20 protein-coding genes are annotated in these 23,132 nt (G+C 54.6%); 11 read left to right on the top strand and 9 right to left on the bottom strand.

The genetic code is table 11. The annotated features are described in order from the left end of the window. Positions 1–199: 199 nt before the first annotated feature. Positions 200–2,191: an autotransporter outer membrane beta-barrel domain-containing protein gene (locus AC5WNI_RS11280; RefSeq protein WP_495928466.1), complete on the top strand. Its 1,992-nt coding sequence runs from the start codon at positions 200–202 to the stop codon at positions 2,189–2,191. A 150-nt stretch (positions 2,192–2,341) separates the two neighbouring features. On the opposite strand, the gene purN is transcribed toward AC5WNI_RS11280, so the two are convergent. Continuing rightward, positions 2,342–3,118: a phosphoribosylglycinamide formyltransferase gene (gene purN / locus AC5WNI_RS11275; protein WP_285461515.1), complete on the bottom strand. Its 777-nt coding sequence runs from the start codon at positions 3,116–3,118 to the stop codon at positions 2,342–2,344. Beyond that, the gene (purM, locus tag AC5WNI_RS11270; protein ID WP_285461517.1) at positions 3,115–4,197 is read right to left on the bottom strand and encodes a phosphoribosylformylglycinamidine cyclo-ligase; all 1,083 of its coding nucleotides are present in this window, start codon (positions 4,195–4,197) and stop codon (positions 3,115–3,117) included. The genes purN and purM overlap by 4 nt, the downstream gene beginning before the upstream one ends. Before the next feature lie 312 nt (positions 4,198–4,509). Here purM and AC5WNI_RS11265 point away from each other — a divergent pair, with 312 nt between their 5' ends. The 3 genes from AC5WNI_RS11265 to AC5WNI_RS11255 all read left to right on the top strand — a co-directional run bounded on the left by AC5WNI_RS11265 (position 4,510) and on the right by AC5WNI_RS11255 (position 6,935). Next, on the top strand, positions 4,510–5,619 hold the full coding sequence (locus AC5WNI_RS11265) for an AI-2E family transporter (RefSeq protein WP_175089449.1): 1,110 nt from the start codon (positions 4,510–4,512) through the stop codon (positions 5,617–5,619). 40 nt (positions 5,620–5,659) lie between these two features. Further along, positions 5,660–6,358, top strand: a complete 699-nt coding sequence (gene hda, locus AC5WNI_RS11260; protein ID WP_043334111.1) for a DnaA regulatory inactivator Hda — start codon at positions 5,660–5,662, stop codon at positions 6,356–6,358. A gap of 103 nt (positions 6,359–6,461) precedes the next feature. Then, complete coding sequence (locus AC5WNI_RS11255) at positions 6,462–6,935, top strand: phosphate-starvation-inducible protein PsiE (RefSeq protein WP_368449472.1); 474 nt, start codon at positions 6,462–6,464, stop codon at positions 6,933–6,935. A gap of 57 nt (positions 6,936–6,992) precedes the next feature. Here the strand turns inward: AC5WNI_RS11255 and AC5WNI_RS11250 are convergent, their stop codons facing one another. The 6 genes from AC5WNI_RS11250 to AC5WNI_RS11225 form a co-directional block, all read right to left on the bottom strand. Beyond that, positions 6,993–7,247, bottom strand: coding sequence for a YjbQ family protein (locus tag AC5WNI_RS11250; protein WP_495928465.1), 255 nt, complete (start codon positions 7,245–7,247; stop codon positions 6,993–6,995). 52 nt (positions 7,248–7,299) lie between these two features. Then, entirely contained in the window at positions 7,300–7,719 is a 420-nt protein-coding gene (locus AC5WNI_RS11245) for a secondary thiamine-phosphate synthase enzyme YjbQ (RefSeq protein WP_317292186.1), read from the bottom strand. Positions 7,720–7,729: 10 nt separating this feature from the next. Next, complete coding sequence (locus AC5WNI_RS11240) at positions 7,730–8,098, bottom strand: hypothetical protein (protein ID WP_317292185.1); 369 nt, start codon at positions 8,096–8,098, stop codon at positions 7,730–7,732. Further along, positions 8,095–10,071, bottom strand: coding sequence for a site-specific integrase (locus tag AC5WNI_RS11235; RefSeq protein WP_317292184.1), 1,977 nt, complete (start codon positions 10,069–10,071; stop codon positions 8,095–8,097). The genes AC5WNI_RS11240 and AC5WNI_RS11235 overlap by 4 nt, the downstream gene beginning before the upstream one ends. After that, complete coding sequence (locus tag AC5WNI_RS11230) at positions 10,068–11,531, bottom strand: hypothetical protein (RefSeq protein WP_495928464.1); 1,464 nt, start codon at positions 11,529–11,531, stop codon at positions 10,068–10,070. Before AC5WNI_RS11230 ends, AC5WNI_RS11235 begins: the two co-directional genes overlap by 4 nt. A 454-nt stretch (positions 11,532–11,985) precedes the next feature. Beyond that, positions 11,986–13,404, bottom strand: coding sequence for a site-specific integrase (locus tag AC5WNI_RS11225; protein WP_317292182.1), 1,419 nt, complete (start codon positions 13,402–13,404; stop codon positions 11,986–11,988). 107 nt (positions 13,405–13,511) lie between these two features. Here AC5WNI_RS11225 and AC5WNI_RS11220 point away from each other — a divergent pair, with 107 nt between their 5' ends. The 7 genes from AC5WNI_RS11220 to AC5WNI_RS11190 all read left to right on the top strand — a co-directional run bounded on the left by AC5WNI_RS11220 (position 13,512) and on the right by AC5WNI_RS11190 (position 22,714). Then, positions 13,512–14,096 (top strand): restriction endonuclease subunit S, encoded by a 585-nt coding sequence (locus AC5WNI_RS11220; protein WP_317292181.1) that lies wholly within the window; start codon positions 13,512–13,514, stop codon positions 14,094–14,096. 14 nt (positions 14,097–14,110) lie between these two features. Next, on the top strand, positions 14,111–15,634 hold the full coding sequence (locus AC5WNI_RS11215; protein WP_317292180.1) for a type I restriction-modification system subunit M: 1,524 nt from the start codon (positions 14,111–14,113) through the stop codon (positions 15,632–15,634). Then, positions 15,624–16,691: a restriction endonuclease subunit S gene (locus AC5WNI_RS11210; RefSeq protein WP_495928463.1), complete on the top strand. Its 1,068-nt coding sequence runs from the start codon at positions 15,624–15,626 to the stop codon at positions 16,689–16,691. Before AC5WNI_RS11215 ends, AC5WNI_RS11210 begins: the two co-directional genes overlap by 11 nt. Before the next feature lie 151 nt (positions 16,692–16,842). Then, positions 16,843–18,138 (top strand): AAA family ATPase, encoded by a 1,296-nt coding sequence (locus AC5WNI_RS11205; RefSeq protein ID WP_317292178.1) that lies wholly within the window; start codon positions 16,843–16,845, stop codon positions 18,136–18,138. Beyond that, positions 18,135–18,617 carry a hypothetical protein gene (locus AC5WNI_RS11200; RefSeq protein WP_317292177.1) on the top strand — a complete coding sequence of 161 codons (483 nt, stop codon included), beginning with the start codon at positions 18,135–18,137 and terminating at the stop codon, positions 18,615–18,617. The genes AC5WNI_RS11205 and AC5WNI_RS11200 overlap by 4 nt, the downstream gene beginning before the upstream one ends. A 39-nt stretch (positions 18,618–18,656) precedes the next feature. Continuing rightward, positions 18,657–21,956 (top strand): type I restriction endonuclease subunit R, encoded by a 3,300-nt coding sequence (locus AC5WNI_RS11195; RefSeq protein WP_317292176.1) that lies wholly within the window; start codon positions 18,657–18,659, stop codon positions 21,954–21,956. Between the two features lie 8 nt (positions 21,957–21,964). Next, complete coding sequence (locus tag AC5WNI_RS11190) at positions 21,965–22,714, top strand: M48 family metallopeptidase (RefSeq protein WP_317292175.1); 750 nt, start codon at positions 21,965–21,967, stop codon at positions 22,712–22,714. Between the two features lie 159 nt (positions 22,715–22,873). On the opposite strand, the gene AC5WNI_RS11185 is transcribed toward AC5WNI_RS11190, so the two are convergent. Continuing rightward, positions 22,874–23,116, bottom strand: a complete 243-nt coding sequence (locus tag AC5WNI_RS11185; protein WP_317292174.1) for a helix-turn-helix domain-containing protein — start codon at positions 23,114–23,116, stop codon at positions 22,874–22,876. Positions 23,117–23,132: the final 16 nt, after the last annotated feature.

Below are 23,132 nucleotides of genomic sequence, written 5' to 3'. Positions count from 1 at the left end.
TGACAAGAAAGAGACGACGGCGGAATGGGATATGCCGATGGCAGTAGCGAGAACGTGACATGCTCGCAAGGTGCTGAGTCTTAGCCGGAAGTTGAACGAAACACGTGATTCAATCACTCGTTTTATTGCCTATGCTTGTCTGCAGGCCACCCCCAGAGTGGCTGCAGGACGGTTTCCTCCCACAAGCAAGGGGCACGCCATGCCATCGCGTTCACATCGCGCTGTATTCCCTCCGGCCAGCGGTCTGGCCCGACGTTTCACTCTCACGAGTCTCGCTCTCGCCATCAGCACCACCTTGCTGGCGACTCCCGCACAGGCCTATTCGAACCTCTATCTCTTCGGCGACAGCCTGAGCGACTCCGGCCAGTTCCCCGATACCACCCTGGGTGGCCTCAACAGTCTGCGCTTCACCAACCGCAGCGGCCCGGATTACGAGAACTCAGCCTACGGCAGCGTCTCGACCCAGTTGCTGGCCACGGAACTGGGGCTGGCGGCAGACCCTTCCACCTCGGTGATCTATCAGCTGGCCGGCTTCAGTGACGGCACCAACTACGCGGTGGGCGGTTACACCACGGCGCAGATTCTGGCCTCGGTGACCGACGAGGATGGCTCCGAGGTGGTCATCCCCGCGGGCAGCCCGGGCGCCGGTACGGTGCTCAGGGTCGAGGATGGCTATCTGGTCAGCACCGGCGGCAGTGCCGACCCGGACGCCCTCTATTACATCAACGGCGGTGGCAATGACTTCCTGCAGGGCGTGATCACCTCACCGGCCACGGCGGTCGCCTCTGCCGGCAATCTGGCCGCGGCGGTGGAGGCGCTGGCAGCGGCGGGCGCCACCACCATCATGGTTTCCAACCTGCCGGATGTCGGCAGCACCCCGGCCGGCCAGTCGGCGGGCGCGGCGCAGGCAGCGGGGACCTCCGCGCTGGTAGGCGTCTTCAATGATGCGCTGGGCGCGCGACTGGCGGCGCTGGATGGCGAGGTCAACATCATCCGCCTGGATACCGTCGGCATTCTCGAAGAGGTGCTGGCCTCGCCGGCCGAGTTCGGCTTCGCCAGCGACGTGCCGCTGACCCAGGTGTGCTTCTCGGACAGCTGCAACGTCACGCCCTACGGGCTGGGCGGCGCCGCTGAAGACCCCGACAAGCTGCTGTTCAATGATGGCGTTCACCCGACCACCGCCGGTCAGGAGATTCTGGCCGACTACGCCTATGCGATGCTCGCCGCGCCCTCGGTACTGGGGCTGGCACCGCAGCTGGGCACGGGGGCGCTCAATGCCAATCAGCTCAGCCTCGCCGATGAATTGCGCCCCGGCGCGCAGAAGCAGCGCTCCGGTGATGGCGAGGGCAAGGGCGTGCGCGTGTTCGCCATCGGCTCGGCCAGTGGCGGCACCGGCGATGGCGAGACTTCCACCGGCCAGCAGGGCTTTGACAGTGAGCAACGCGGTGCGGGTGTCGGCGTGATGCTGCCGCTGGACAACGCGCTCGGACAGGCCTGGGGCGGCATTGCCGTCAGTCAGCGCACTGCGGACTTCGATGTCGATGATGGCAGTGAGCTTGAGCTGGAAGGCCAGGTGTTCAGCCTGTTCGCGCGTCAGCAGTTGGGCAGGTTTGGCGCCCAGGCGGTCGCCAGCTACGGCGATTTCGATTACGACCTCGACCGCCATGTCGCGCTGGGTCAGTCATCGCGCACCCTGTCCGGTGAGACCGATGGCGATGGCTTCAGCGCCGAGGCGCGTCTCGATTATCGCCTCACCGCTGCCGATTCGCTGTGGTACAACGCGCCCTTCGTGGCCTACCGCCACACCGAGTCCGACATCGATGGCTATACCGAATCCGGGTCTGCCGCCAACGCCTTGATCGTCTCGGATCAGACGCTGCGCGATCGTCGTGTCGAGGCCGGCTTCATGGTCGATCGCGCCATCGCGGAGGGTTTCGGCCTCTACGGTGAGCTGGCCTACGGCAAGCGTCTGGATGATGACGCCGACAGCGCCGAGGTGCGACTGGCGAGCCTGCCGACCAATGCCTACCGCGGCGAGGACCTCGATCGCGGCAGCGACAACTACCTGCGTGTCGACGGCGGCTGGCGCATGCAGCTGGGCCGCAATGCCATGCTGCATCTGGGCGCCGGCATCGAGACCTGGGATGAGGTGACGGCGCGCGGGGAGGTTGGGGTCAGCTACACCTTCTAGACACAAGGCGCCAGCTTGGGGCACAGCCCAGAAACAAGAAGACCCCGCGACATGTAGATGGCGCGGGGTCTTCTGTTTTCAGCTCGCTGTCAGCGCGCTATCAACTTGCTATCAGCTCAGTCAGCCTTGCCAGCAAGGCAGCGTCACTGATCAGTCTGCTTCGCCTTCCGGCAGTTCATCGCTGAGCTCTTCTTCCACATCGGCGTGGGAAAGGCGCAGACCGCCAACCGGCAGGGTGTGGCCGTCGAGCTTGGCCACTTCTCCGTCGAGCTTCAGGCGGCCTTCGAGGAACCAGCGCACCGCGATCGGGTAGATCAGGTGCTCACGCGTGTGCACGCGCTCCTTGAGGCTGGCTTCGTCATCGCCTTCCAGCACGTTGGCGACGGCCTGGATCGCGACCGGGCCACCGTCGAGCTCCTCGGTGACGAAGTGCACGCTGGCGCCGTGTTCCTTCTCGCCGGCTTCCAGTACCTTGCGATGGGTATCAAGCCCCGGCCAGGCCGGCAGTAGTGACGGATGAATGTTCATCAGTCGGCCGAAGAAGCGCTGCACGAACAGCGGCGACAGGATACGCATGAAGCCGGCCAGCACGATGAGGTCCGGTTCATGACGCTCGATCACCTTGATCAGGGCGCCATCGTAGTGCTCGCGGTTCTCGTACTCATCATGCGGCAGCACCACGGCATCGACGCCGGCGTCACGTGCACGCACCAAACCGTAGGCATCGGCCTTGTTGGAGATGACCGCGACCACGTCGCCGCCCAGCTCGTCGTGTTCCTGCGCTTCCAGCAGCGCCTGCAGATTGCTGCCGCTGCCGGAAATCAGTACCACGACGCGTGGGCGAACCGGCGCATCGTCTGCCTCGAAACCGTTGCCGAAGCCGCCGAGAGTGTCACCGTTGGAGGCGTTGGTATTCGGTTCGATCATGCGGACAGATTCTCCAGCTGGACCTGCTCTTCCAGCCCCTTGCGGGCACGGATGGTGCCGAGGGTGAAGACGGTCTCGCCCTGGGCTTCCAGGTGAGCACGTGCGGCGGTGGCATCGGATTCAGCGACGACCACGACCATGCCGACACCACAGTTCAGCACGCGGTGCATCTCGTGTTCTTCGACGTTGCCCTGCTGCTGCAGCCAGTCGAAGATGGCCGGGCGCTTCCAGCTGGCGACGTCGATCTCGGCGGTGCAGTCTTCCGGCAGCACGCGCGGGATGTTCTCGAGCAGGCCGCCACCGGTGATGTGAGACATGGCGTGCACGGACAGGCCGCTTTCCTTGAGCAGCGACAGCAGCGGCTTGACGTAGATGCGCGTCGGCGCCATCAGGGCGTCAGCCAGCGGCTGGCCGTCGATTTCCTGCTCCAGCAGGGAGGCATCGGCGACTTCGAGAATCTTGCGGATCAGCGAGTAGCCGTTGGAGTGCGGGCCGGAGGAGGCCAGACCCAGAATCACGTCGCCTGCGCCGACCTTCTTGCCGTCGAGGATCTCGGACTTCTCGACTACGCCGACGCAGAAGCCGGCCAGGTCGTAGTCGCTGCCTTCGTACATGCCCGGCATTTCAGCGGTTTCGCCGCCGACCAGCGCGCAGCCGGACTGCAGGCAGCCTTCGCCGATACCGGTGACGACGTCAGCGGCAATGTCGACATCGAGCTTGCCGGTGGCGTAGTAATCGAGGAACTGCAGCGGCTCGGCACCGGCGACCACCAGGTCATTGACGCACATGGCGACCAGATCGATGCCGATGGTGTCGTGACGGTTGAGGTCCATGGCCAGGCGCAGCTTGGTGCCCACGCCATCGGTGCCGGTGACCAGCACGGGCTGGCGGTAGCCTGCCGGCAGTTCGCACAGGGCGCCGAAGCCACCCAGACCACCCATCACTTCCGGGCGGTGAGTGCGCTTGGCGACACCCTTGATGCGTTCGACGAGGGCGTTGCCTGCATCGATATCGACACCTGCATCCTTGTAGCTCAAGGAAGTCTTGCTGGGCGAGGAGTCCTGGGGGCGTTGCGTCATGTGAGGTTCCTGTCGGTGCGGCCTGGGCGGTGAGACACGATCGATCGCGGGAAAAGAAAGGCGGCTATTGTAGCATTGCGCTTCGCGGCTGACACTGTGCCGATTCACAAAACCGCATCAAAATGTGAAAAGGCCGCCACGCCAGTCATGGCAGGCCTTGTCGCAGCTTGGATGGCGCCGGGAGAGGCAATGGCAGACGCGTGAGCGGCGCGTGTCTTGTGGGTGACTCGGCGACAGGCAACAATGGGTGATGCGTGCGCCGTCGGCAGTCAGCCGTCACGAGTGCCCCACGGCTTGTCTCAAGGAGTGAAGATGCAGCGTAAATGGTGGTTGCTGGCCGCAGGCGTGGCCTTCCTGGGCCTGTTGGTGATGCTCGAACCGATTCTGATGCCGTTCTTCATCGGCATGATTCTCGCCTATCTGGGTGACCCGCTGGCCGACTGGCTGGAAGACAAGGGCCTGTCGCGCCATCTCGCGGTCACGCTGGTGTTCAGCGTGCTCTCGCTGGTGCTGTTGATCGCCATGCTGATTCTGGTGCCGCTGCTCGGGCGCCAGCTGGCACAGTTGATCAGCTTCATGCCGGTGGTCTTCAACTGGATACGCGAGACGGTGCTGCCGGAAATCCAGGCGTTCACCGGGCTGGATTTCAGTGCCGATTTCGATCAGGTCCGCTCGCTGCTGCTGGGCAACTGGAAAGAGACCGGCACCTTCGCCGCCGCGCTGCTGGGTACCGTCTCCAAGTCCGGGCTGGCGATGGCCATCTGGCTGGGCAATCTGGCGCTGATTCCCGTCGTCACCTTCTATCTGCTGCTCGACTGGGACCGCATGAAGGAGAAGCTGCAGGGCCTGCTGCCGCGCCATATGGAGCCCACCGCCACGCGTCTGGCGCATGACTGTGATGAGGTGCTGGGCGCCTTCCTGCGCGGGCAGCTGCTGGTGATGCTGAGTCTGGGCATCGTCTACGCCATCGGCCTGGCGATCATCGGGCTCAAGTTCGCGCTGTTGATCGGCCTGGTGGCGGGGCTTGCCAGCATCGTGCCGTATCTGGGCGTCATCGTCGGTATCCTGATCGCGGCCACGGTGGCCTTCTTCCAGTTCGGCGAGTGGTGGGCGTTGCTGGCGGTCGGCGGAGTCTTCGCACTCGGCCAGCTGCTGGAAGGCGTGGTGTTGCAGCCGCTGCTGCTGGGCGACAAGATCGGCCTGCATCCGGTCGCGGTCATCTTCGCGGTGATGGCGGGCGGCCAACTGTTCGGCTTTACCGGCATTCTATTGGCCCTGCCGGTGGCGGCCGTGATCATGGTGCTCTTGCGTTATCTGCATGATCGCTATAAAAACAGTACTTTATATGACCAACAGCGTGATTCTCGCCCCGCGGTGGCAGCCGATCAGCCAGCGCCGCCGGCGGCAGAGGATACCCAGTGATCGAGAGACGAGATCACGGCAACAACAATCAGCATGACGGATGGCAATGACTCAGGGACAGATGGCACTCGGCGTCGGGGTACGTGACGCCGCGACCTTCGACAACTACCACTTCACCTCGACCTCGCTGGCGGAGGCCCTCAAGGGGCAGCTTGCCGACGGCGGGGAGCCCTTCGTCTACCTGTGGGGCGGCGAGCAGAGTGGGCGTAGCCACCTGTTGCAGGCGGCCTGTCATCTGGCGGGCGAGCAGGGCAAGCGTGCCTTCTATCTGCCGCTCAATGAGCTGGGCCACTTCCCGCCGCACATGCTCGAAGGGCTGGATGAGATGGACCTGGTCGCCATCGATGACCTGGATGTGGTGATCGGTCGCCAGCGCTGGGAAGAGGCGCTGTTCCACCTCTACAACCGCCTGCGTGACGGCGGGCGGCATCTGCTGGTCAGTGCCAGCTGCGCGCCGCGTCTGCTGCCTGTCATCCTGCCGGATCTCGCCTCGCGCCTCTCTTGGGGCGTCACCTTCCATCTCTCGGGGCTGGATGACGCCCAGCGCCTCGAAGCGCTCAAATTGCGTGCCCGTGATCACGGCCTTGCACTGCCCGACGAAGTCGCCCGCTACATCCTGCATCGCGGGCCGCGCAGCCTGCCGGGCCTGTTCGCGGCGATGAGCGAACTCGACAACGCCTCGCTTTCCGCCCAGCGCAAGCTGACCATTCCCTTCGTCAAGCAGACGCTCGGCTGGTAGGGCAGCGTCTGCGCGGGCCTGGTGGCCCAGTCTTGCCTTCATCACGGCCGCGGCACCGATATTGCAGTCTCTTTCCCATCATCTCTGTCTGAGGACACGCGGCATGAACAGGTTAGACAAGCATCGGGAGCGCATGCACCAGCAAGCCAACTCGATCGGCAACTTGCTGGTCGAAGGCTTTCACTATCTCGGCCTGTTCGCCATCGGCGGCGCGATTGCCATCGCCTCGGTATCGGCCTTCTTCGAGATGTTCGCCAAGGGCTCGGCCAGCGTCGATGACATCTTGCTGCTGTTCATCTATCTCGAACTCGGCGCGATGGTCGGTATCTACTTCAAGACCAACCACCTGCCGATCCGCTTTCTGCTCTACATCGCCATCACCGCGCTGACGCGCTATCTCATCGGCGATGTCTCCCACCACAAGGCCCCCGATATCGGCCTGCTCTACCTCTGCGGCGGCATCTTCTTCCTCGCCCTCTCGGTACTCGCCGTGCGCTTCGCCTCCTACAAATACCCCTCCAGCAAAGCCATGGATCCGATGGGTGGCACGGTAGGGGACGAGGATTCGACGCGATAAGCCCGTGTTAAGTAGTCCCTGAAGACCAAAAAGGCCGCGATCATTCGCGGCCTTTTCTCATTCTCCACTCAGCGTCAGGCAGAGCCTGCGGCTACCGCCGTGGTCGCGGTGTTCGCCAAGCCAGATACCTTGCCAGGTACCGAGGGCGAGGCGGTTGACGCCGCGGCGGGCCTCGACAGGCAGCGTGAGTTGGGTACCGAGCAGGCTGGCGAGCATGTGTGCGGGCATGTCGTCATTACGGCTGAGATGGACGCCGTATGGACGTCTGTACTTCCCATGGTTACTGGGAGAAGGGATTTTCTGGCTGTCCATGTCGACTCCTTGGCGTGTGGACAGCTCGCACACGATTTTGTCCATATCTCTGTTACTCCCCATGCACAGTAATGACGATGCGCCGGCTGCCGCCATGGTTGCGGTGTTCACATAGATAGATACCTTGCCAGGTGCCCATGTTCATTCGGCCATCAGAGATAGGAATCTGAACACTGGGACCTAGGATACTGCTTTTTAAGTGTGCGGGAAGGTCGTCACTCCCTTCAAGTATATGTTGGTAATAAGGTTCATTTTCAGGCACTGCACTATTAAAGAAGCTTTCGAAGTCGTTTCGTACAGTCGGGTCGGCATTTTCGTTGATCGTCAATGAAGCTGAAGTATGCTTTATAAAAACACTCAGTAAGCCTATTTTTATATTCTTTATGTCGCCGATAGCCTGTGCAACCTCATCGGTGATCAGGTGAAAGCCTCGAGAGCGGGGCTTCAAAGTAATTTCTTTCTGGATCCACATAATTCATCTCCTATTTTCGAAGTGTAACAACCTTCTTTAGGGTTTCAATTTCTTTCTCAAGCTGAGCAAGTCTTTCCAGAAGCATCAATTCACGGTTAAGAGTCTGGTGGTAGAGTTCCCGGTAATTGTTCTTTGCGCTTTTCTCAGCTTTCAGCCTATTGTCATTGGACTGATATGAGTGATTGATGTTATCAGCCGCATCGTCAATAGCCTCGATCAGCTCAGAAAAAGAAGCGCGAGATTTCTTGATGGATCCCCGCTTTCGGCCAGCCTCAAGCGCAACAGTATCTTTATTGATGGGGCTGCTCTTGGGAACTATGGCCGGCGTATTGGAACGCAGTCTACTTAACGCTTCCCAATAATCATTCAATGCACTCATTGATCACCTGCCTTGCTCATGACGCGGTCTTTGTATTCGAGGAGATGGAGGAGTTCCTCCTTTTCTGTGCGAAACTCTACGCTATCAGGAGCGGTGTCTTCCAGCTCGTCGATGAACAATTGTTGCCTAGCAATGACACGATCAAGCTTGCTCTGTTTAATAACAGACCTAGAGCATGTTAGGCAGGAGGTCATCGAACGAAGCAGCTTCTGGTCACAGGGCGCAACCGTTGTGCAGGCACCCAATGGTGTTTGAGTATACGCGATTTCACCCTTTTTGAACTGTTTTATTAGCTCTTCTCTGCTATCCGAAAAGACCAATTGTTTGTTGCTGCTAGGTTTGTTCCGGTCAATAAAGGTACCATGTGCCCCATACAGAGGCTCTCCAGAACTCAGAACATCACTAATGTAGGCAATGGCGTCTGCTTCTGGTTTTTCCCGTTTGATCAGCTGAGCAATGTGCTCTTGACCAGTGGCATCATAGTTTTGGCTGCTGGATTGAGAGTAGTAGATGGTCATTTCTCGACTGACGTGCTTTAGCTGCCTTTTGAGCGAGGGGAGAGAAACTAGAGCCGATTGGGCGACATAGAAAGAAAGCGAACGTCTGAACTGGTGGATTGTAAATCGCCATATGCTGCCCACTGCAAAGGCTTTCTCACTTTCCCAGGCACGGAAAGGGTTTATTTTTTCAAGCTCATTGAGATCGTCTTCAGTAACCCTGAATGCATCTTGATCCAGAAGGTTGTAGATTTCATGAGATTTGCTTGATGCATCACCCATGATTATGTTGATTCCATCATAGTCAACCCGGGTGAAAAGTGAAAGATACCCTATTGATATGAATAGCGGGGTTTCGTGATACAGTAGTTTGATCTTCTGTGAAACGAGCTTGGCAAGCATGCCGGCTATCTCGTAAGCTCTTTCTACTTCTTGGCTGGTGATCCAGCTAACCCCCTTTTTTTGACCCACAAACTTACTGGTTGTCCCTAAAAGCTTGTAAGTTCCATTAGATACTTTCAGCGAATTAGTTAGAAGGCTCAGCGATTCGGAGCTTCGCATTCCTGTGTAGATATGTAAAATAATACGAGCGCCATGCTGAATTCGCGTTAAGAAAGTTGACAGAGAAGGCATGTTTTTAACTTTGTACTTGACTAGGTACTCCCAGATGCCGTGTTCCTGTGCAGCTTCCTTGAAAAAAGGTTTGAAATCTTTTGTGCGATAGCCAATCTTTGTTTGTAAAGCTGAAGAGCGTGCATAACGGTCACAGGCAAGGATTGACTCAATGAACCTTTGCAGCTGGTCTTTGATCTCATGGAGATCTTGAAAGAAGTCATCCAGCTGCTGTATCAGTTCTGAGTAAATTCTGTTGGGGATCACCGGATGCTGGTTGTCTTCACCCAAGCTGTGTAGTCTTCTTTTTACCGTCTCGAACTTAAAATTGGATAATATTTTATACCCCGACGCTTCGCTTGGTAGCGTGATTAGGTGAGATAACACGGAAGATAGACCAGCAAGAAGACTTCTCGTTGTAATCTTGCCCACAAATTTGGTTAGTTCGTCTTCCGCCTGAAGCACTTCTTTGATAGTTAGTCCATGGTTCTCACAGTATTTGGCCAGACTTCTGACTGCTTTGAAATATGTCATCGTGGTGCTAATGCTGATACCCGATGCTCGCCCAGAATCTACCATAAATAATAAGAGGAACATCAGCCATTTGACTTCTTCTTTTGTGCTGTTGCTGAAGATCTTGAAATTGAATCTTGCATTACCAGTGTTGCCACTCAGGCGATAGGGTCTAAAATCCCATACATCATCTGAATAGATAGATAGTGTTTTGCCCTCAAGAGTCTTTGATACAACAAAATCAGGAAGAGGGCGTTGGCCCACTTCATTTGGAGTAAATGGGGCAGGCGCACTGGCGATGTCCTGGGCCAGTGATGAAAAGTTTGGATAGTAGGCCTGTGCTTTCATCATATTAACTCCAGGTCATCCATAAGTTTAAGCTTCTTGGCCCAGTATTTGGATAGCAACTCTTCGTCTTTTATTGAGCTTTGTATTTCTTGTGCATCAACTTTGGAGAGCTTGCCCGATGCCTCTATCTGTGAAGCTATGCTGTTGATGGCATCTACGACCGGTTGAAGCATTTCCTCGAAGTGATGGTCATTGAAAGCTAAATGCTTTGACTGCTCAAGTATGTATTTGAGGCTTAAGATTTTTCTGTAATCTATAGTGTCTGCGTGAACACGGAAGTTTTTGCAGAACAAACACCCTTCCGGTGTTTTACAGTCTGGCTGGATATGTGAGCTTGAAGAGGGGGTGGGTGAGTGAAGCTCTACACACTGCCCTGTGGCGATAGAGTTGGTAGGCTTTTTATTGGAGATTATGATATCGTTTTTAAACTTGGTGAAAAAGTCCGTCAGCTCCTTGCTGGCTTGCTGGTCAGAGCCTTCAGAATAATGCTTTATCACCGTCTCCGGTGTGTTCTGTAATAGCGTAGCGGTGGTGCTTAAGTCAGCTTTTTCAAGTAGCCAGTTGCTCTTGTGGGCTCGCCACATGCGCGTTGTGATTTTGGTTTTGAAGTCGAAACATATTTCAAGCCTTCGATGGAAGTCCGTTGATAGGTTCATGGATAGAGGGTAGATATCTTTCCCGTTGAAGGAGAAGAAGAGATAATTAAAGCTTTCCCTTCCGGTTCCTTTGATTAAGTGGTCTCGCAACCTTAATGCTTTCCTGAAAAGGTTGAGAAACCTAGCCTCAATGTAGAATTCAACCGGTCTTCCGCCTGCCCTATACTTGATTGATCGAAATCCCTGTCGGTCGATGCCGACCTGGTAGTCGTCTGACCACTCTAAAGAGGCGAACTGCCCGAGGCTCATACCCGTGCTGGAAGAAAATAGCATCATGAAAGCCTGAAAGGCCATTGATGCGGCCCTCATCCTATGGATACTGTATTTATCATTATTGGCTTGATCGATTCTTTTTAATGCTCTATTTCGAGCAACCTTTGCATTTTGTCCTTGGGAGCGGTGCCGTGGCATTTTTCGTGCTATTTCTTCAACACCGAATATCGTTCCATTGATATAGTCGTAAGCTTTATAGTTTTTCCCATTCTGAGTTTTTTTCTTGATATTCGAGGGGCCCGCAAATGGCATCTGAGTAGGGAAAAACCAATAGTAGCCATGTTCAAAGTCTAGCCTCTTAGGGAAGCGCTCAAAGTCAATGATAAAGTCAGACAGTTGGTGGAATAATAATGTGTAGAACTTTAGTGCTGATCGTGCTTGTTTCTGCTCAGGTGTTTCAGTGATGTTAACCGCTCTAAATGAGCGACTGATTTTTCTAACGCCTCTGAAAAGATCACCATAACGATCAGAGTAGATGTTTCTACCAGCAGTGAATAGCACTAGCTGAAGAGTGGCAGCGGTATTGATATTCATCTGACTCTTTCGTACAAGGTCAATTAAATATTCTGTGAATACTCCAACTGCATCTATATAATGCTGTTGGGAGTCCAGGCCTTGCACGTAGCTATCGTCACACCAATTAACAAAGCGTTGAAATTGACCGACTGATGTTTTTAGGCTGGCTGGTGATTTTCCTAGTCGTATATGCTGACTCAGATAGTCAAGGTAGTTTGTGATAAAAGTCCTTCGACCCGTACGGTAACTGTCCGTATCCACAAGGTTGATAACGCTTTCCTCCCTTGTGTTATCGCCACTTTTGCGTCTGCGGACCGAATAACACCAGGAGCCAACGTCCATAGGGAATTTGTAACCGGGAATGTAGACACGAACCAAGTGCGGGGCAATCAGGGTAAGCTTGCCTTGCGTATCGAAGGGGAGGTCCGAAAGTTTATATACTGTAGTGTTGCGCTCCATCCAGGCCATAGAGTCACTCTTCGTTAACAATTCGTTCCAAGAAGGATTCAAAGTCGCTTTGCAGGTGGCTAGCGATCTTGAATTTCTTCCGGTAATTCAAGTAGCCCTCAGTTGTGCTGAGTTGGCTATGCCCCATTCGCTCCCGCACGTACATCAATGCCTGAAAGAACTCGGGCCGCTGTTCATCGGTAGCGTGTCTTTCGCTATGTTGGTCAAGCAGGCTCTCCACAAGATTCATGCCGAAACTGGCACGGAGGTCGTGGAATCGAAAGGTGAAATCATGTCCATGCTGATTCAGGTTTGGCATCAGTTGTTGATGAATGAACTGAGTCACAGCATTACCGCGTGGCGGAGAGCGATATAGAAACGCAAAAGGGTCGCTTGTGGCCATGTAGTAAGGCTGACCTGCTCGGGTCAAAAAGAGATACTGCTCATCAACCTCCGGATAGGTGTGCTGACTTTTCGCCACCCGTTGCAATCTGCGCGGTGATTGGCTGTAGATCTGGAGCCTGGTGTAGAGCCAGACTGGCACAAGTAGCGTCATTTGCTTGCCATACTTGGTGTTGACCAATGTGCCATGCCCGACCTTGATTCGCTTCGATACGGTGCCGTCACGTGGTGGTGAGGCCACATGCTTCGAGCGAAGCGTGAAGACGGTTTGTAGTCGGGCACCTGTCGTCAAGGCGAGCAGGAACGCCAGCGTCATCTCGGTATTGCCAATGCGCTGGAGTGCCTCGACTAAGGCTATCTGCTCGTCTTTCGGCAGTGGCCGCAGTTTGCCGCCGTCTTCCAGGTATTCGCTGAAATCGTGACTTTGTCGCGCTGTGCGGAACGATCGGGTCAAGTCAGTGCTCTTGACTTGCCTCTGGTGCTGGAGGCCTTTCGCATCCTTGAAGCTGAGGCGCGTGTCACTCTCGACCCAAAGGGGGTGGGGGAAACGAACACCATCATGCTCCAGCCAGCGATAAAAATTCTGCACTGTACTCATGCGGCGTTTGGCCGTGCTGGCTTTGATGGTGTGAAAGCCCACGAGGTCATGCAGGAAAGCGCAGTAGCGATAGGTCGGGCGAGCACGAGGGCGTCCGGGGACGTTGAGGAAATCGATATCGTCATCGAGCTGCCACTGGCGAAAGTGAGCGAGGTCGCCAGCGATAGACTCCAGGGTGCGATGGCTGATCGGCGAGATGTCAGCTAGCCGGCTTAAGAGGTAGCGGTTGGCTTCTTGCCAGGGGCTACCGTCCGGATCCAGCACCACCGGGTAGTGGTAGCAATTGTCCCGGAAATGGCTCTGAAGGCGCTCCGCCCAGAAGGGCCGCCCATCACGGGGGGAGCACCGCCATGCCTCGGGGCTGGGACTTTGGGAGACGGTCGGCTGGTAACAGTCCAGCTTGCGCAGTATCTCAACGCGCACCTGTGTCGGTGAAGCCTTCACTACCATGCACCTTTTTATTGCATCAATGGCGATGAGACAAAAATAGCTTGACAGGAGTGAGAAGGCAAACCAGTATTCTGCATCATTGACGATGAAACGAGATCAATATGCAGCTGGGCGACCTAGCAAGTATCCAGGCGGGCTACCCGTTCCGGGGCAAGATTGCCGACGTGCCGGAAGGGGAAGCTCTGGTGGTGCAAATGCGAGACATCGCGGATGACGGCATCGAATGGGCCTCTTGCACCCGCACTGCACTCACCGGCAAGCGAGCGCCGAATTGGCTCAAGCCGGGCGACCTGCTTGTGGCTGCACGAGGCAGTCACTACTACGCAATCGAGGTGGATACTCAGGCCGAGGAGCATTGCGTGGCGGCGCCGCACTTCTACGTGGTGAAAGCCCAGCTAGAGCGGATTCTCCCTCGATACCTTTGTTGGCTGATCAACCAGCGCCCTTGCCAGCGCTTCCTGGAACAGAATGCCGAAGGCAGCCTGACCAAGAGCATCCGGCGTCGTGTGCTGGAATCGCTTCCCATTACCGTTCCTCCGCTCAAGCGGCAGCACCAGTGGGTCGGGCTGATCGATACGCTGTCGCAGGAGCGCAGGCTGCTGCATGAACAACTGGCCGCTAATTCGGCATTGCAGTCGGCACTGGCCGCTGATCTGCTGGGCCATCAGGATGAACGCAACCCATGACAGGACATGACTCAATGAGCGAGCAAATCAACCAGGACAGTATCAACAAGGCCCTGTGGGCGGCCTGCGATACGTTTCGCGGCACCATCAGCGCGGACACCTACAAAGACTTCATCCTCACGATGCTGTTTCTGAAGTACATCTCGGATGTATGGCAGGACCACTACGATAGCTACCAAGCCGACTATGGCGATGAGCCGGAGCTGATCGAAGAGTTGATGAAGAACGAGCGCTTCGTCCTGCCGCGCAATGCCAGCTTCTATACGCTTTGGGAGCACCGTCACGAACCAGGTAATGGTGAGCGGATCGACCAGGCGCTGCACGCCATCGAGGAAGCCAACGGTACTAAGCTCAAGGACGCGGGCAAAAGCGTGTTCCAGGACATCTCCTTCAATACCGACAAGCTCGGGGAAGAGAAACAGAAGAACACCATTCTGCGCCACTTGCTGGAGGACTTCGCTAAGCCGGAGCTGAATCTCAAGCCCAGCCGCGTCGGTTCACTGGACGTGATCGGCAATGCCTATGAGTACCTGATCAAGAACTTCGCCGCCTACGGTGGCCAGAAGGCCGGTGAATTCTATACGCCACCGGAAGTGTCGGATCTGATCGCAGAGCTGCTGAATCCGCAGCCGGGTGACACCATCTGTGACCCTGCCTGTGGCTCAGGCTCGCTGCTAATGAAGTGTGGTCGCAAGGTCCTGGCAAACTATGATAGCCGTGAGTATGCCCTCTATGGCCAGGAAGCCATCGGTTCGACCTGGTCACTGGCCAAGATGAACATGTTTCTTCATGGCGAGGACAACCACAAGATCGAATGGGGCGACACCATTCGCAATCCGAAGCTGCTGGACCGAAACGGCGAACTCATGCTGTTCGACATCGTCACGGCGAATCCCCCTTTCAGTCTCGACAAGTGGGGCCATGACGATGCGAGCCATGACAAGTTCAGTCGCTTCCGTCGAGGCATCCCGCCCAAGACAAAGGGGGACTACGCCTTTATCCAGCACATGGTTGAAACGCTGGAGCCGTCTTCTGGCCGCATGGGAGTAGTGGTGCCTCACGGTGTGCTTTTCCGTGGCTCTAGCGAGGGCAAGATCCGTAAGCAGCTGATTGACGAAAACCTGCTTTACGCTGTTATCGGCCTGCCGGAAAAGCTCTTCTACGGTACGGGTATCCCTGCGGCCGTCCTTATTTTCAAGAGAAAGAAGTCAGATGATTCGGTGATTTTTATCGACGCCAGTCGTGAATTCAAGCCTGGAAAGAATCAGAATCTACTGACTAATGATAATATCCGGAAGATCGTTTCGACCTATCGCGAGCGTGTTAATGTCGATAAGTACGCTTATCTAGCAACTCGTGAAGAGATTTTGGAAAATGACTACAACCTCAATATTCCGCGTTATGTGGATACATTTGAGGAGGAAGAGGAGATTGATTTGGTCGCCGTGAGGGCCGAGCGAGAAAAGCTGAAATATCAGCTGTTCGAGCTGGAAGGTGTAATGGACAAGTATCTTCAGGAGCTTGGATATGGTGAATGACGAAGGTTATTCGCAACTTGAATTGATGCAGGCACGAGTTAAATTCGTGCCTGAAGGTTGGGGCTTTGGTTATGTCGGAAAAATATTTAATATTAAAAACAACTTGCGCAAGCCGATAAGCGAAGAAGAAAGGAAAAATAATCCCGGATCGTATCCATATTATGGGCCGACAAAGGTTCAGGGCTACATAGGCACCTTTGAGCAGGATGGAAGCTATGCATTGATCGGTGAGGATGGCGATCATTTCTTGAAGTACAAAGTGCAGTCGATGACGCAATTGGTCGATGGGAAATGTACCGTCAATAATCACGCGCACATCATTGAAGGGACAAAAAAGGCTACTAGAGAATGGTTTTATTACTATTTTATGCATCGTGACATATTTAGCTTTCTGAGTCGTCAAGGTGCTGGTCGCTATAAATTAAATAAAGCATCGCTTGAGAAAATCCCGCTGCTTATTCCTCCTGTAGAAGAACAGGAGAAGATAGCCAAAATTTTGACTACCTGGGATAAAGCTATATCCAAGGCTGAGCAGCTTCTCGCCAATAGCCAGAAGCAGAAAAAAGCCCTGATGCAAAAACTGCTGACTGGCAAGGAACGCTTACATGATAAGAATGGGGTAAGGTTCGGTGGAGAGTGGAAGTGGCTTAAAGCGAGCGAGTTGTTTAGGACAGTATCCAAAAAAAATAACTCTGATAATGAAGAGTTGCTTGCAGTAACTCAGGATCAAGGTGTTCTGCCGCGTTCATTTTTAGAACGACGGGTAGTGATGCCTGATGGCTCTACCAACGGTTACAAGCTGGTTGTTCCGGGGAATTTTGTTATTAGCCTTCGTTCATTTCAGGGTGGGCTAGAATATTCTAAATTCAGGGGGGTCGTCAGTCCTGCATATACAGTTTTGGAGCCTATTAAAAAAATAGAGGATGAGTTTTATAAGCAGTATTATAAGTCCCATGAATTTATTGGGCACCTTGCTGTTGCGGTGATTGGTATAAGAGATGGAAAGCAAATTAGTTATGGCGACTTCTCTTTTTTGAAAATCCATACCCAAGCTTAGAAGAGCAACAGAAAATCGCAGCTGTTTTATCTTCTTCTGATCAAGATTTGAATGCCCTTAAGAAGATGGTCAATGCCTTAAGGCAAGAGAAGAAAGCCTTAGCGCAACAGTTGTTGTCAGGTAAACGTAGAGTGTGTATTGAGGATGTCGTATGCTGAAGCAAATACATATCAATAATTTTAAAAGCTACAAAAGCCAGGTCTTGCACCTCTCGCCGCTGACGTTGATGATCGGAGCTAATGCTTCTGGTAAAAGTAATGCACTGGAAGCTTTCCGCTTTTTATGCTGGTTGAGCCAAGGGCAGAAATTGTCTGTCTTGAAGCATCGGGTTGATGATTCCGAGCAGGTTTTACGCGGTCAAGTTAAGGACTTGGGATATCTAGGTTCGGAGAGTTTTCAGCTGGGGTGCCTGACAGATGATTCAGTTTGGAATCAGTTTGATGTCGAGGTGACACTGCGAGATTCTGAGTTACATATATCTAATGAATGTATTGTGTCTCCCAGTGAAGGGTTTCCGCTTTACAGAGTTGAACAGCCCTCCTCAGGCCTGAGCACGGACGTAAGGGTGGCGTATAACAATTTTGCTAAAGGCGGGAAAAAGCCGCAGGTAACTTGTACAGACCAGATTTTGATTATGAGCCAGTTGGCGAGCTCGGCTATGTTTCAGTCTGGACATAAAAAAGCTCAAGTTGAAATTCCCAAGGTAACCGGGCGATTTCAGAAGCTGCTAGAAAACACTCTGTTTTTAGATCCGGTGCCCTCCTTGATGAGAGGTGAAAGTTATCCAGAAAAACAGCTGCGTGGTGACTGTGCCAACTTGTCAGGTGTCCTATATAGCTTGTGGCAAGACAATGATGCCCGTCCTGTTGTCATTGAATTTATTAAAAGCCTGCCCGAGCAGGATGTTCAAGATATTGAGTTTTTCGAAGATCGCCGTGGTCAAGTGGCTCTGGAGCTTATAGAGAGCTTTGGTGGGCAGGCGAGAAAGTATCCCGTTGAGTTGCTATCTGATGGAACTTTGCGAGTACTAGCAATTGCTGCTGCCATTCTGTCTGCACCAGAGGGCTCTACTGTAGTCATTGAAGAAGTCGATAATGGTGTGCATCCCTCTAGGGCTCGCCAGCTGTTGGCTACAATGCGCGAGCAGGCTGAGAGTCGCAATGTGCACCTTCTGCTTTCTACACATAACCCAGCGCTAATGGATGCTTTGCCAGATAGATCACTAGGTGATGTGGTCTTCTGTTATCGTAATCCAGAAGTTGGCGATAGTTGTTTGGTTAGGTTGTCTGATCTTGATGATTATGTTGGGCTTGTATCACAAGGCCCGTTGGGTGAGCTAGTAACTAACGGTGTGGTTGATCGCTTTATCAAGACTCCTGCGACGCCAGAAGATAAAAGGCAAAATGCGATGGACTGGTTGGCCAAAATGCAGGGGGATGACCAATGAGTTCTGTCTGTCTTATTGATACTAGTGTTTTCTTAAACCTTTTGAATGTTCCTGGGAAGAATGCTGAAAAGGAACAGGTTGTTGAATCTTATTCCGAGTACGCCGAGCTTGGGATGACTTTTATTTTGCCAATGGCTACTATTGTCGAAACAGGAAATCATATCGCACAGAATGGCGATGGAAACCAAAGGCGAAGCGTCGCTGGTCGATTCTGTGAGGTTGTGGAAGGTGCTTTTTCTGGAGCTGCACCTTATCGTCCGAGTGATTTTCCTGCTGCTACCGAGGTGCTCAGGTGGCTTCATGAATTTCCTAATCATGCTGGCTGTAACAAGAGTCCTGAAAAAACAGGTGAAGGGACTAGTTTTGGTGACTTAAGTATTATTAAAGAGTTTGAAAAATGTGTTGAACGTTTCTCAATGTCTGAGGTTTTCATCTGGTCTCTGGATGGTGATCTCTGTTGTTATCACTATGTTCCATAGTTAGTGTCAGCAAATTTTTTAAAATTTAATGAGATAGAAATGGCTCAGAACGCACCTAAGTTTCAGGAAGAATACAGTGCTAAAATTCCTGCTCTCTCGTTATTGTCTCAATTAGGCTGGTCGTTTATTACACCTGAGCAGGCATTGGGTGCACGTGATCAGCAGCCTGATGAGGTGGTGCTTCGAAATATTTTGCGTCAGGAACTTGAAAAACGTCGCTTTTTCTTTGGAGGTAAATCTTACCCTCTTTCCAAAAATGCGGTTGATAACCTGATTGATGAGATATCTACGCCCGCCCTGAATGAAGGGCTGCTGACAGCGAACGAGAAGCTCTATAACCATTTGCTCTACGGCATCTCGGTCACAGAATTTGTGGAGGGCCGTAAGGCTAGTCCGACAGTGGCTCTGATCGATTGGGAGATCCCAGAGAACAATAGCTTCCACTTCACAGAGGAGTTCAGCGTTGCTCGCTCGGGAGGCGTGGATACGCGCCGGCCGGATATCGTCTGCTTCGTAAATGGTATCCCCTTGGCGGTGATTGAGGCCAAGCGGCCTGACGGCCAGTCTCACAAGGGGCCAACTCTTCAGGAAGGGATTTCTCAGTGCTTACGTAATCAGCGCTACGACGAGATTCCCCATCTCTTCGCATACAGCCAGCTTCTGTTCTCCATCAATGGCCACGAGGGGCGCTATGGCACCTGCCATACACCAGAGAAGTTCTGGACGACCTGGAGCGAGGAGGACATTCCGGATGCCGACATGCATTCGCTCAAGAATGCGCCTCTCTCGTCGCAGCAACTAGATGCGCTCTTAAGTCATCGTCCCCCAGCAGACCGCGAATGGTACGAACAGCGTCTGCAGGCTGGCGAGTTGGCCGTGACTGGCCAGGACAGGCTCCTGATCAGTCTGCTTTCACCGGGGCGTCTGCTGGAGATGACGCGCTTCTTCACCCTATTCGACAAGAAGGCCGGGAAGATCGTCGCTCGCTATCAGCAGGTGTTCGGTATCAAGCGGCTGATCGAGCGGATCAATACCCGGCGTCCGGATGGTGGACGAGAAGGTGGTGTCATCTGGCATACCACGGGCTCCGGCAAGTCCTTCACCATGGTGTTTCTCAGCAAGGCACTGATCCTGCATGAATCGCTCAAGCAGTGCCGCCTGGTGATTGTCACCGATAGAGTCGACCTTGAGAGCCAACTGAGTGCCACCTTTACGTCCGGTGGCGAGCTGGCTACCAAGAAGGACAAGGCTGCGGCCATGGCCACCTCAGGTACACGCTTGGCCGAGCAGATTGGTAAGGGCAACGAGCGCATTGTCTTCTCGCTGATTCAAAAGTTTAACTCCGCGACTAAGCTTCCGGAGTGCCACAACGACAGCTCTGACATCATCGTCTTGATCGATGAGGGGCACCGCAGCCAAGGCGGCGAGAACCATATCCGCATGAAGCAGGCGTTGCCCAATGCCGCCTTTGTGGCTTTTACGGGCACCCCCCTGCTGAAGGAGGACCGAACCACTAACAAGTTCGGCCCCATCGTTCATGCCTACACCATGCAGCGAGCTGTAGAGGATAAGACGGTTTCCCCGTTGCTCTATGAGGAGCGTATCCCTGATCTGGATGTGAACGAACGGGCCATCGATGCCTGGTTCGAGCGGATCACCGAAGGGCTGGAAGATGCTCAGAAGACAGACCTCAAACGCAAGCTGGCCAGGAAGGGGCAAATCTACAGTGCCGATGACCGTATTCGTCTGATCGCACTCGATATCGCCAACCACTTCATCAAGCACGTGCCGGAGGGCCTCAAGGGCCAACTGGCATGCGACAGCAAGAGATCAGCCATCAAGTACAAGAAGTACCTGGACGAGGCCGGACTGTTCGAGTCGGCGGTGGTGATGAGCCCACCGGACACCCGTGAAGGTAACACCGAGGTGGATGAAACCACCTTGCCGGAGGTGCAGCAGTGGTGGAAAGACAATGTCGGCAACCAGGAAGAACAGGTTTATACCCGCAGCGTGATAGAACGCTTCAACAAGAATGATGACCTCAAGCTGCTGATCGTGGTCGACAAGCTGCTGACCGGGTTCGATGAGCCTAAGAATGCGGTGCTCTACATCGATAAGCCGCTTAAGTCCCATAACCTGATCCAGGCTATTGCTCGCGTGAACCGCCTGCACGACAAGAAGCGTTTTGGCTTCCTGATCGACTATCGCGGCATTCTGGCCGAGTTGGATACCACCATCGCCCAGTATCAGGACCTGGCTTCACGCACCCAGGGGGGCTTCGATATCAACGATATCGAGGGGCTCTATCACTCCATGGGTACGGAGTATAAGCGGCTGCCTCAGCTCTACACCCAGCTGTGGTCCATCTTCGAAGGGGTGACGAACAAGCAGGATATCGAGCAGTTACGCCAGGTGCTAGTCCCACGTATGGAGACTCTGGAGCCCGCCTCGTCGGGAGGAAAGTCCGAGCTGGTTGATGTGCATCAGAAGGTGCGTGAAGACTTCTATGAGGCGCTGACGGCGTTTGCCAGCTGCCTAAAAGTCGCGCTTCAGTCTGCCACCTTCTTCGAAGACAAGAGCTTCACTGACGACGATCGTCGTCATTACAAGGAGACTCTCAAGCAGTTTTCCAGCCTTCGCCAGCTGGTCAAGCAGGACGCTGGCGAGTCCGTGGACTACGACGACTACGTGGAGCAGGTCAAGAAGCTGCTGGATCGCCATGTGGTAGGTATCGATATCCAGGAAGCGGACGGGGCCTACGAAGTTAGCCGTATGGGAGCACCGCAGGCGCCAGAAGTCTGGAGCGAGGACAAGACCCGCAACGAGACGGATATCATCAAGACTCGGGTCACCAAGATGATTGAGCAGGACCTCAAGGATGACCCTTACGCCCAGGAAGCCTTCTCGGCTCTTCTGCGCCAGGCCATCGAGGAGGCCGAGAAGCTGTTCGACCACCCCTTGAAACAATATCTTCTGTTCAAGGAGTTCGAGCAGCAGGTCAGCGAGCGCCGACTAGATGAACTGCCCGACGCTTTTCAGGGCAATCGGCATGCGCAGGCGGTGTATGGTGTCTTCAAGCAGGCGTTGCCTAAGGTGCTGTCCAGTGACGATTCCCAGGTTCAGCAACTCTGGATCAATCTGGCATTCGAGACCTGTGAGGTGGTCGACGACGCGGTAGCCGTTCACTCCATCAATCCGCAGAACATCGAAGCCGCGATACGCAAGCAACTGTTGCCGGTGGTCTTCAGGCAGTGCAAGTCCGTTGGCGCGGGCATGGATCAGGCGAAACAGATTGTGGAGAGCATTGTTCAGATCACCCGAGTAGGATTGGCAACATAATGAGCGTCATGATCGCTGATGCCGCTCTCTATGGTCGCGAGCTGGTGTTTCGTTATGGCGACGAATGTATCACCATCCGGCGCCTGGACCGGTCCCAAGGCATCAATCGGGTGCTGATCAAGGTCCATCCGGATACCCGGGTCGAAGCCCTGGCTCCACGGGAAGCCAGTGACGATGAGGTGCTCGATGCTGTTCGGCAGCGGGCGCGGTGGATCTATCAACAGCTACGCCAGTTTCGCGCTCAGAATGAATACGTGATCCCACGCCGCTATGTGAGTGGCGAAAGCCATTACTACCTGGGCAGGCAGCACCTTCTGAAAGTGATCGAGACGCTGACGGAGCGACAAGGTGTCAAGCTGCTACGCGGTCGGCTGGAGGTACGCGTTCGCCATAGGCGGCCTGACAAGGTCAAACAGCTACTGGCACGCTGGTATCGGGAGCGTGCGGGTGAGGTGTTTGGGCGGCGGCTCGACGCCATGCTGGAACAGGCGCTCTGGGTCTCTGAGCAGCCACCGATGCGGGTGCAGGCCATGCAAACGCGCTGGGGAAGCTGCTCGCCGCAAGGGCGTCTGACGCTGAATCCGCACCTGGTGAAGGCTCCTCGGGAATGCGTGGATTACGTCATCCTGCATGAGCTATGTCACATCGCGGAGCATAACCATAGCGAGCGTTTCTATCGCCTGATGGGGCAAGTGATGCCACAGTGGGAGGGCGTCAAGGCCAGGCTGGATGACATGGCAGGCCGACTGATCGATTGAGCGGGGCAGGTATGGCGCACGGATCAGATGAGCTGGAGGCCGGGAAACACGGTCAGTTTCGGCGTCTCAGCGTACAGGAGCTTCAGGATCTCCGTGATGAGATGCGTGAGGCGGGCCACTGGATGAAAGCGCAGCTCAGGAAGAAGCGACGAGGGATCGTCAATCCGAAGAAGACACGCTAGGGGTTGCGGTGCGGGGGAAGAGGTCGGCGACCTCGATGCCGAGGGCTTCGCTGATCTGGTAGACCTTGGTCAGGGTGATGTTCTTCTCACCGCGCTCTATGTGGCCCATATAACTACGGTCCACTCCGGCCAGTGCAGCCATGGCCTCCTGAGATAACCCTCTGTTTTTGCGGAGCTCTCTGACCCTCTGGCCGAATGCCACCAGCTTCTCGTTCCGCATCTGTCCCGCTCCATCC

Source organism: Cobetia sp. PDI-12MA (assembly GCF_059507695.1).
This window is presented reverse-complemented; position numbering and strand designations above follow the sequence as displayed.

Coding starts and splice junctions, on each gene's coding strand:
- AC5WNI_RS11195 (WP_317292176.1), top strand. CDS start 18,657: ATGGCTCAGAACGCACCTAAGTTTCAGGAAGAATACAGTGCTAAAATT.
- AC5WNI_RS11220 (WP_317292181.1), top strand. CDS start 13,512: ATGCAGCTGGGCGACCTAGCAAGTATCCAGGCGGGCTACCCGTTCCGG.
- AC5WNI_RS11200 (WP_317292177.1), top strand. CDS start 18,135: ATGAGTTCTGTCTGTCTTATTGATACTAGTGTTTTCTTAAACCTTTTG.
- purM (WP_285461517.1), bottom strand. CDS start 4,197: ATGACGCAACGCCCCCAGGACTCCTCGCCCAGCAAGACTTCCTTGAGC.
- AC5WNI_RS11215 (WP_317292180.1), top strand. CDS start 14,111: ATGAGCGAGCAAATCAACCAGGACAGTATCAACAAGGCCCTGTGGGCG.
- AC5WNI_RS11190 (WP_317292175.1), top strand. CDS start 21,965: ATGATCGCTGATGCCGCTCTCTATGGTCGCGAGCTGGTGTTTCGTTAT.
- AC5WNI_RS11255 (WP_368449472.1), top strand. CDS start 6,462: ATGAACAGGTTAGACAAGCATCGGGAGCGCATGCACCAGCAAGCCAAC.
- AC5WNI_RS11245 (WP_317292186.1), bottom strand. CDS start 7,719: ATGTGGATCCAGAAAGAAATTACTTTGAAGCCCCGCTCTCGAGGCTTT.
- AC5WNI_RS11250 (WP_495928465.1), bottom strand. CDS start 7,247: ATGGACAGCCAGAAAATCCCTTCTCCCAGTAACCATGGGAAGTACAGA.
- AC5WNI_RS11280 (WP_495928466.1), top strand. CDS start 200: ATGCCATCGCGTTCACATCGCGCTGTATTCCCTCCGGCCAGCGGTCTG.
- AC5WNI_RS11230 (WP_495928464.1), bottom strand. CDS start 11,531: ATGAATATCAATACCGCTGCCACTCTTCAGCTAGTGCTATTCACTGCT.
- AC5WNI_RS11265 (WP_175089449.1), top strand. CDS start 4,510: ATGCAGCGTAAATGGTGGTTGCTGGCCGCAGGCGTGGCCTTCCTGGGC.
- AC5WNI_RS11240 (WP_317292185.1), bottom strand. CDS start 8,098: ATGAGTGCATTGAATGATTATTGGGAAGCGTTAAGTAGACTGCGTTCC.
- AC5WNI_RS11205 (WP_317292178.1), top strand. CDS start 16,843: ATGCTGAAGCAAATACATATCAATAATTTTAAAAGCTACAAAAGCCAG.
- hda (WP_043334111.1), top strand. CDS start 5,660: ATGGCAATGACTCAGGGACAGATGGCACTCGGCGTCGGGGTACGTGAC.
- AC5WNI_RS11210 (WP_495928463.1), top strand. CDS start 15,624: ATGGTGAATGACGAAGGTTATTCGCAACTTGAATTGATGCAGGCACGA.
- purN (WP_285461515.1), bottom strand. CDS start 3,118: ATGATCGAACCGAATACCAACGCCTCCAACGGTGACACTCTCGGCGGC.
- AC5WNI_RS11235 (WP_317292184.1), bottom strand. CDS start 10,071: ATGATGAAAGCACAGGCCTACTATCCAAACTTTTCATCACTGGCCCAG.
- AC5WNI_RS11185 (WP_317292174.1), bottom strand. CDS start 23,116: ATGCGGAACGAGAAGCTGGTGGCATTCGGCCAGAGGGTCAGAGAGCTC.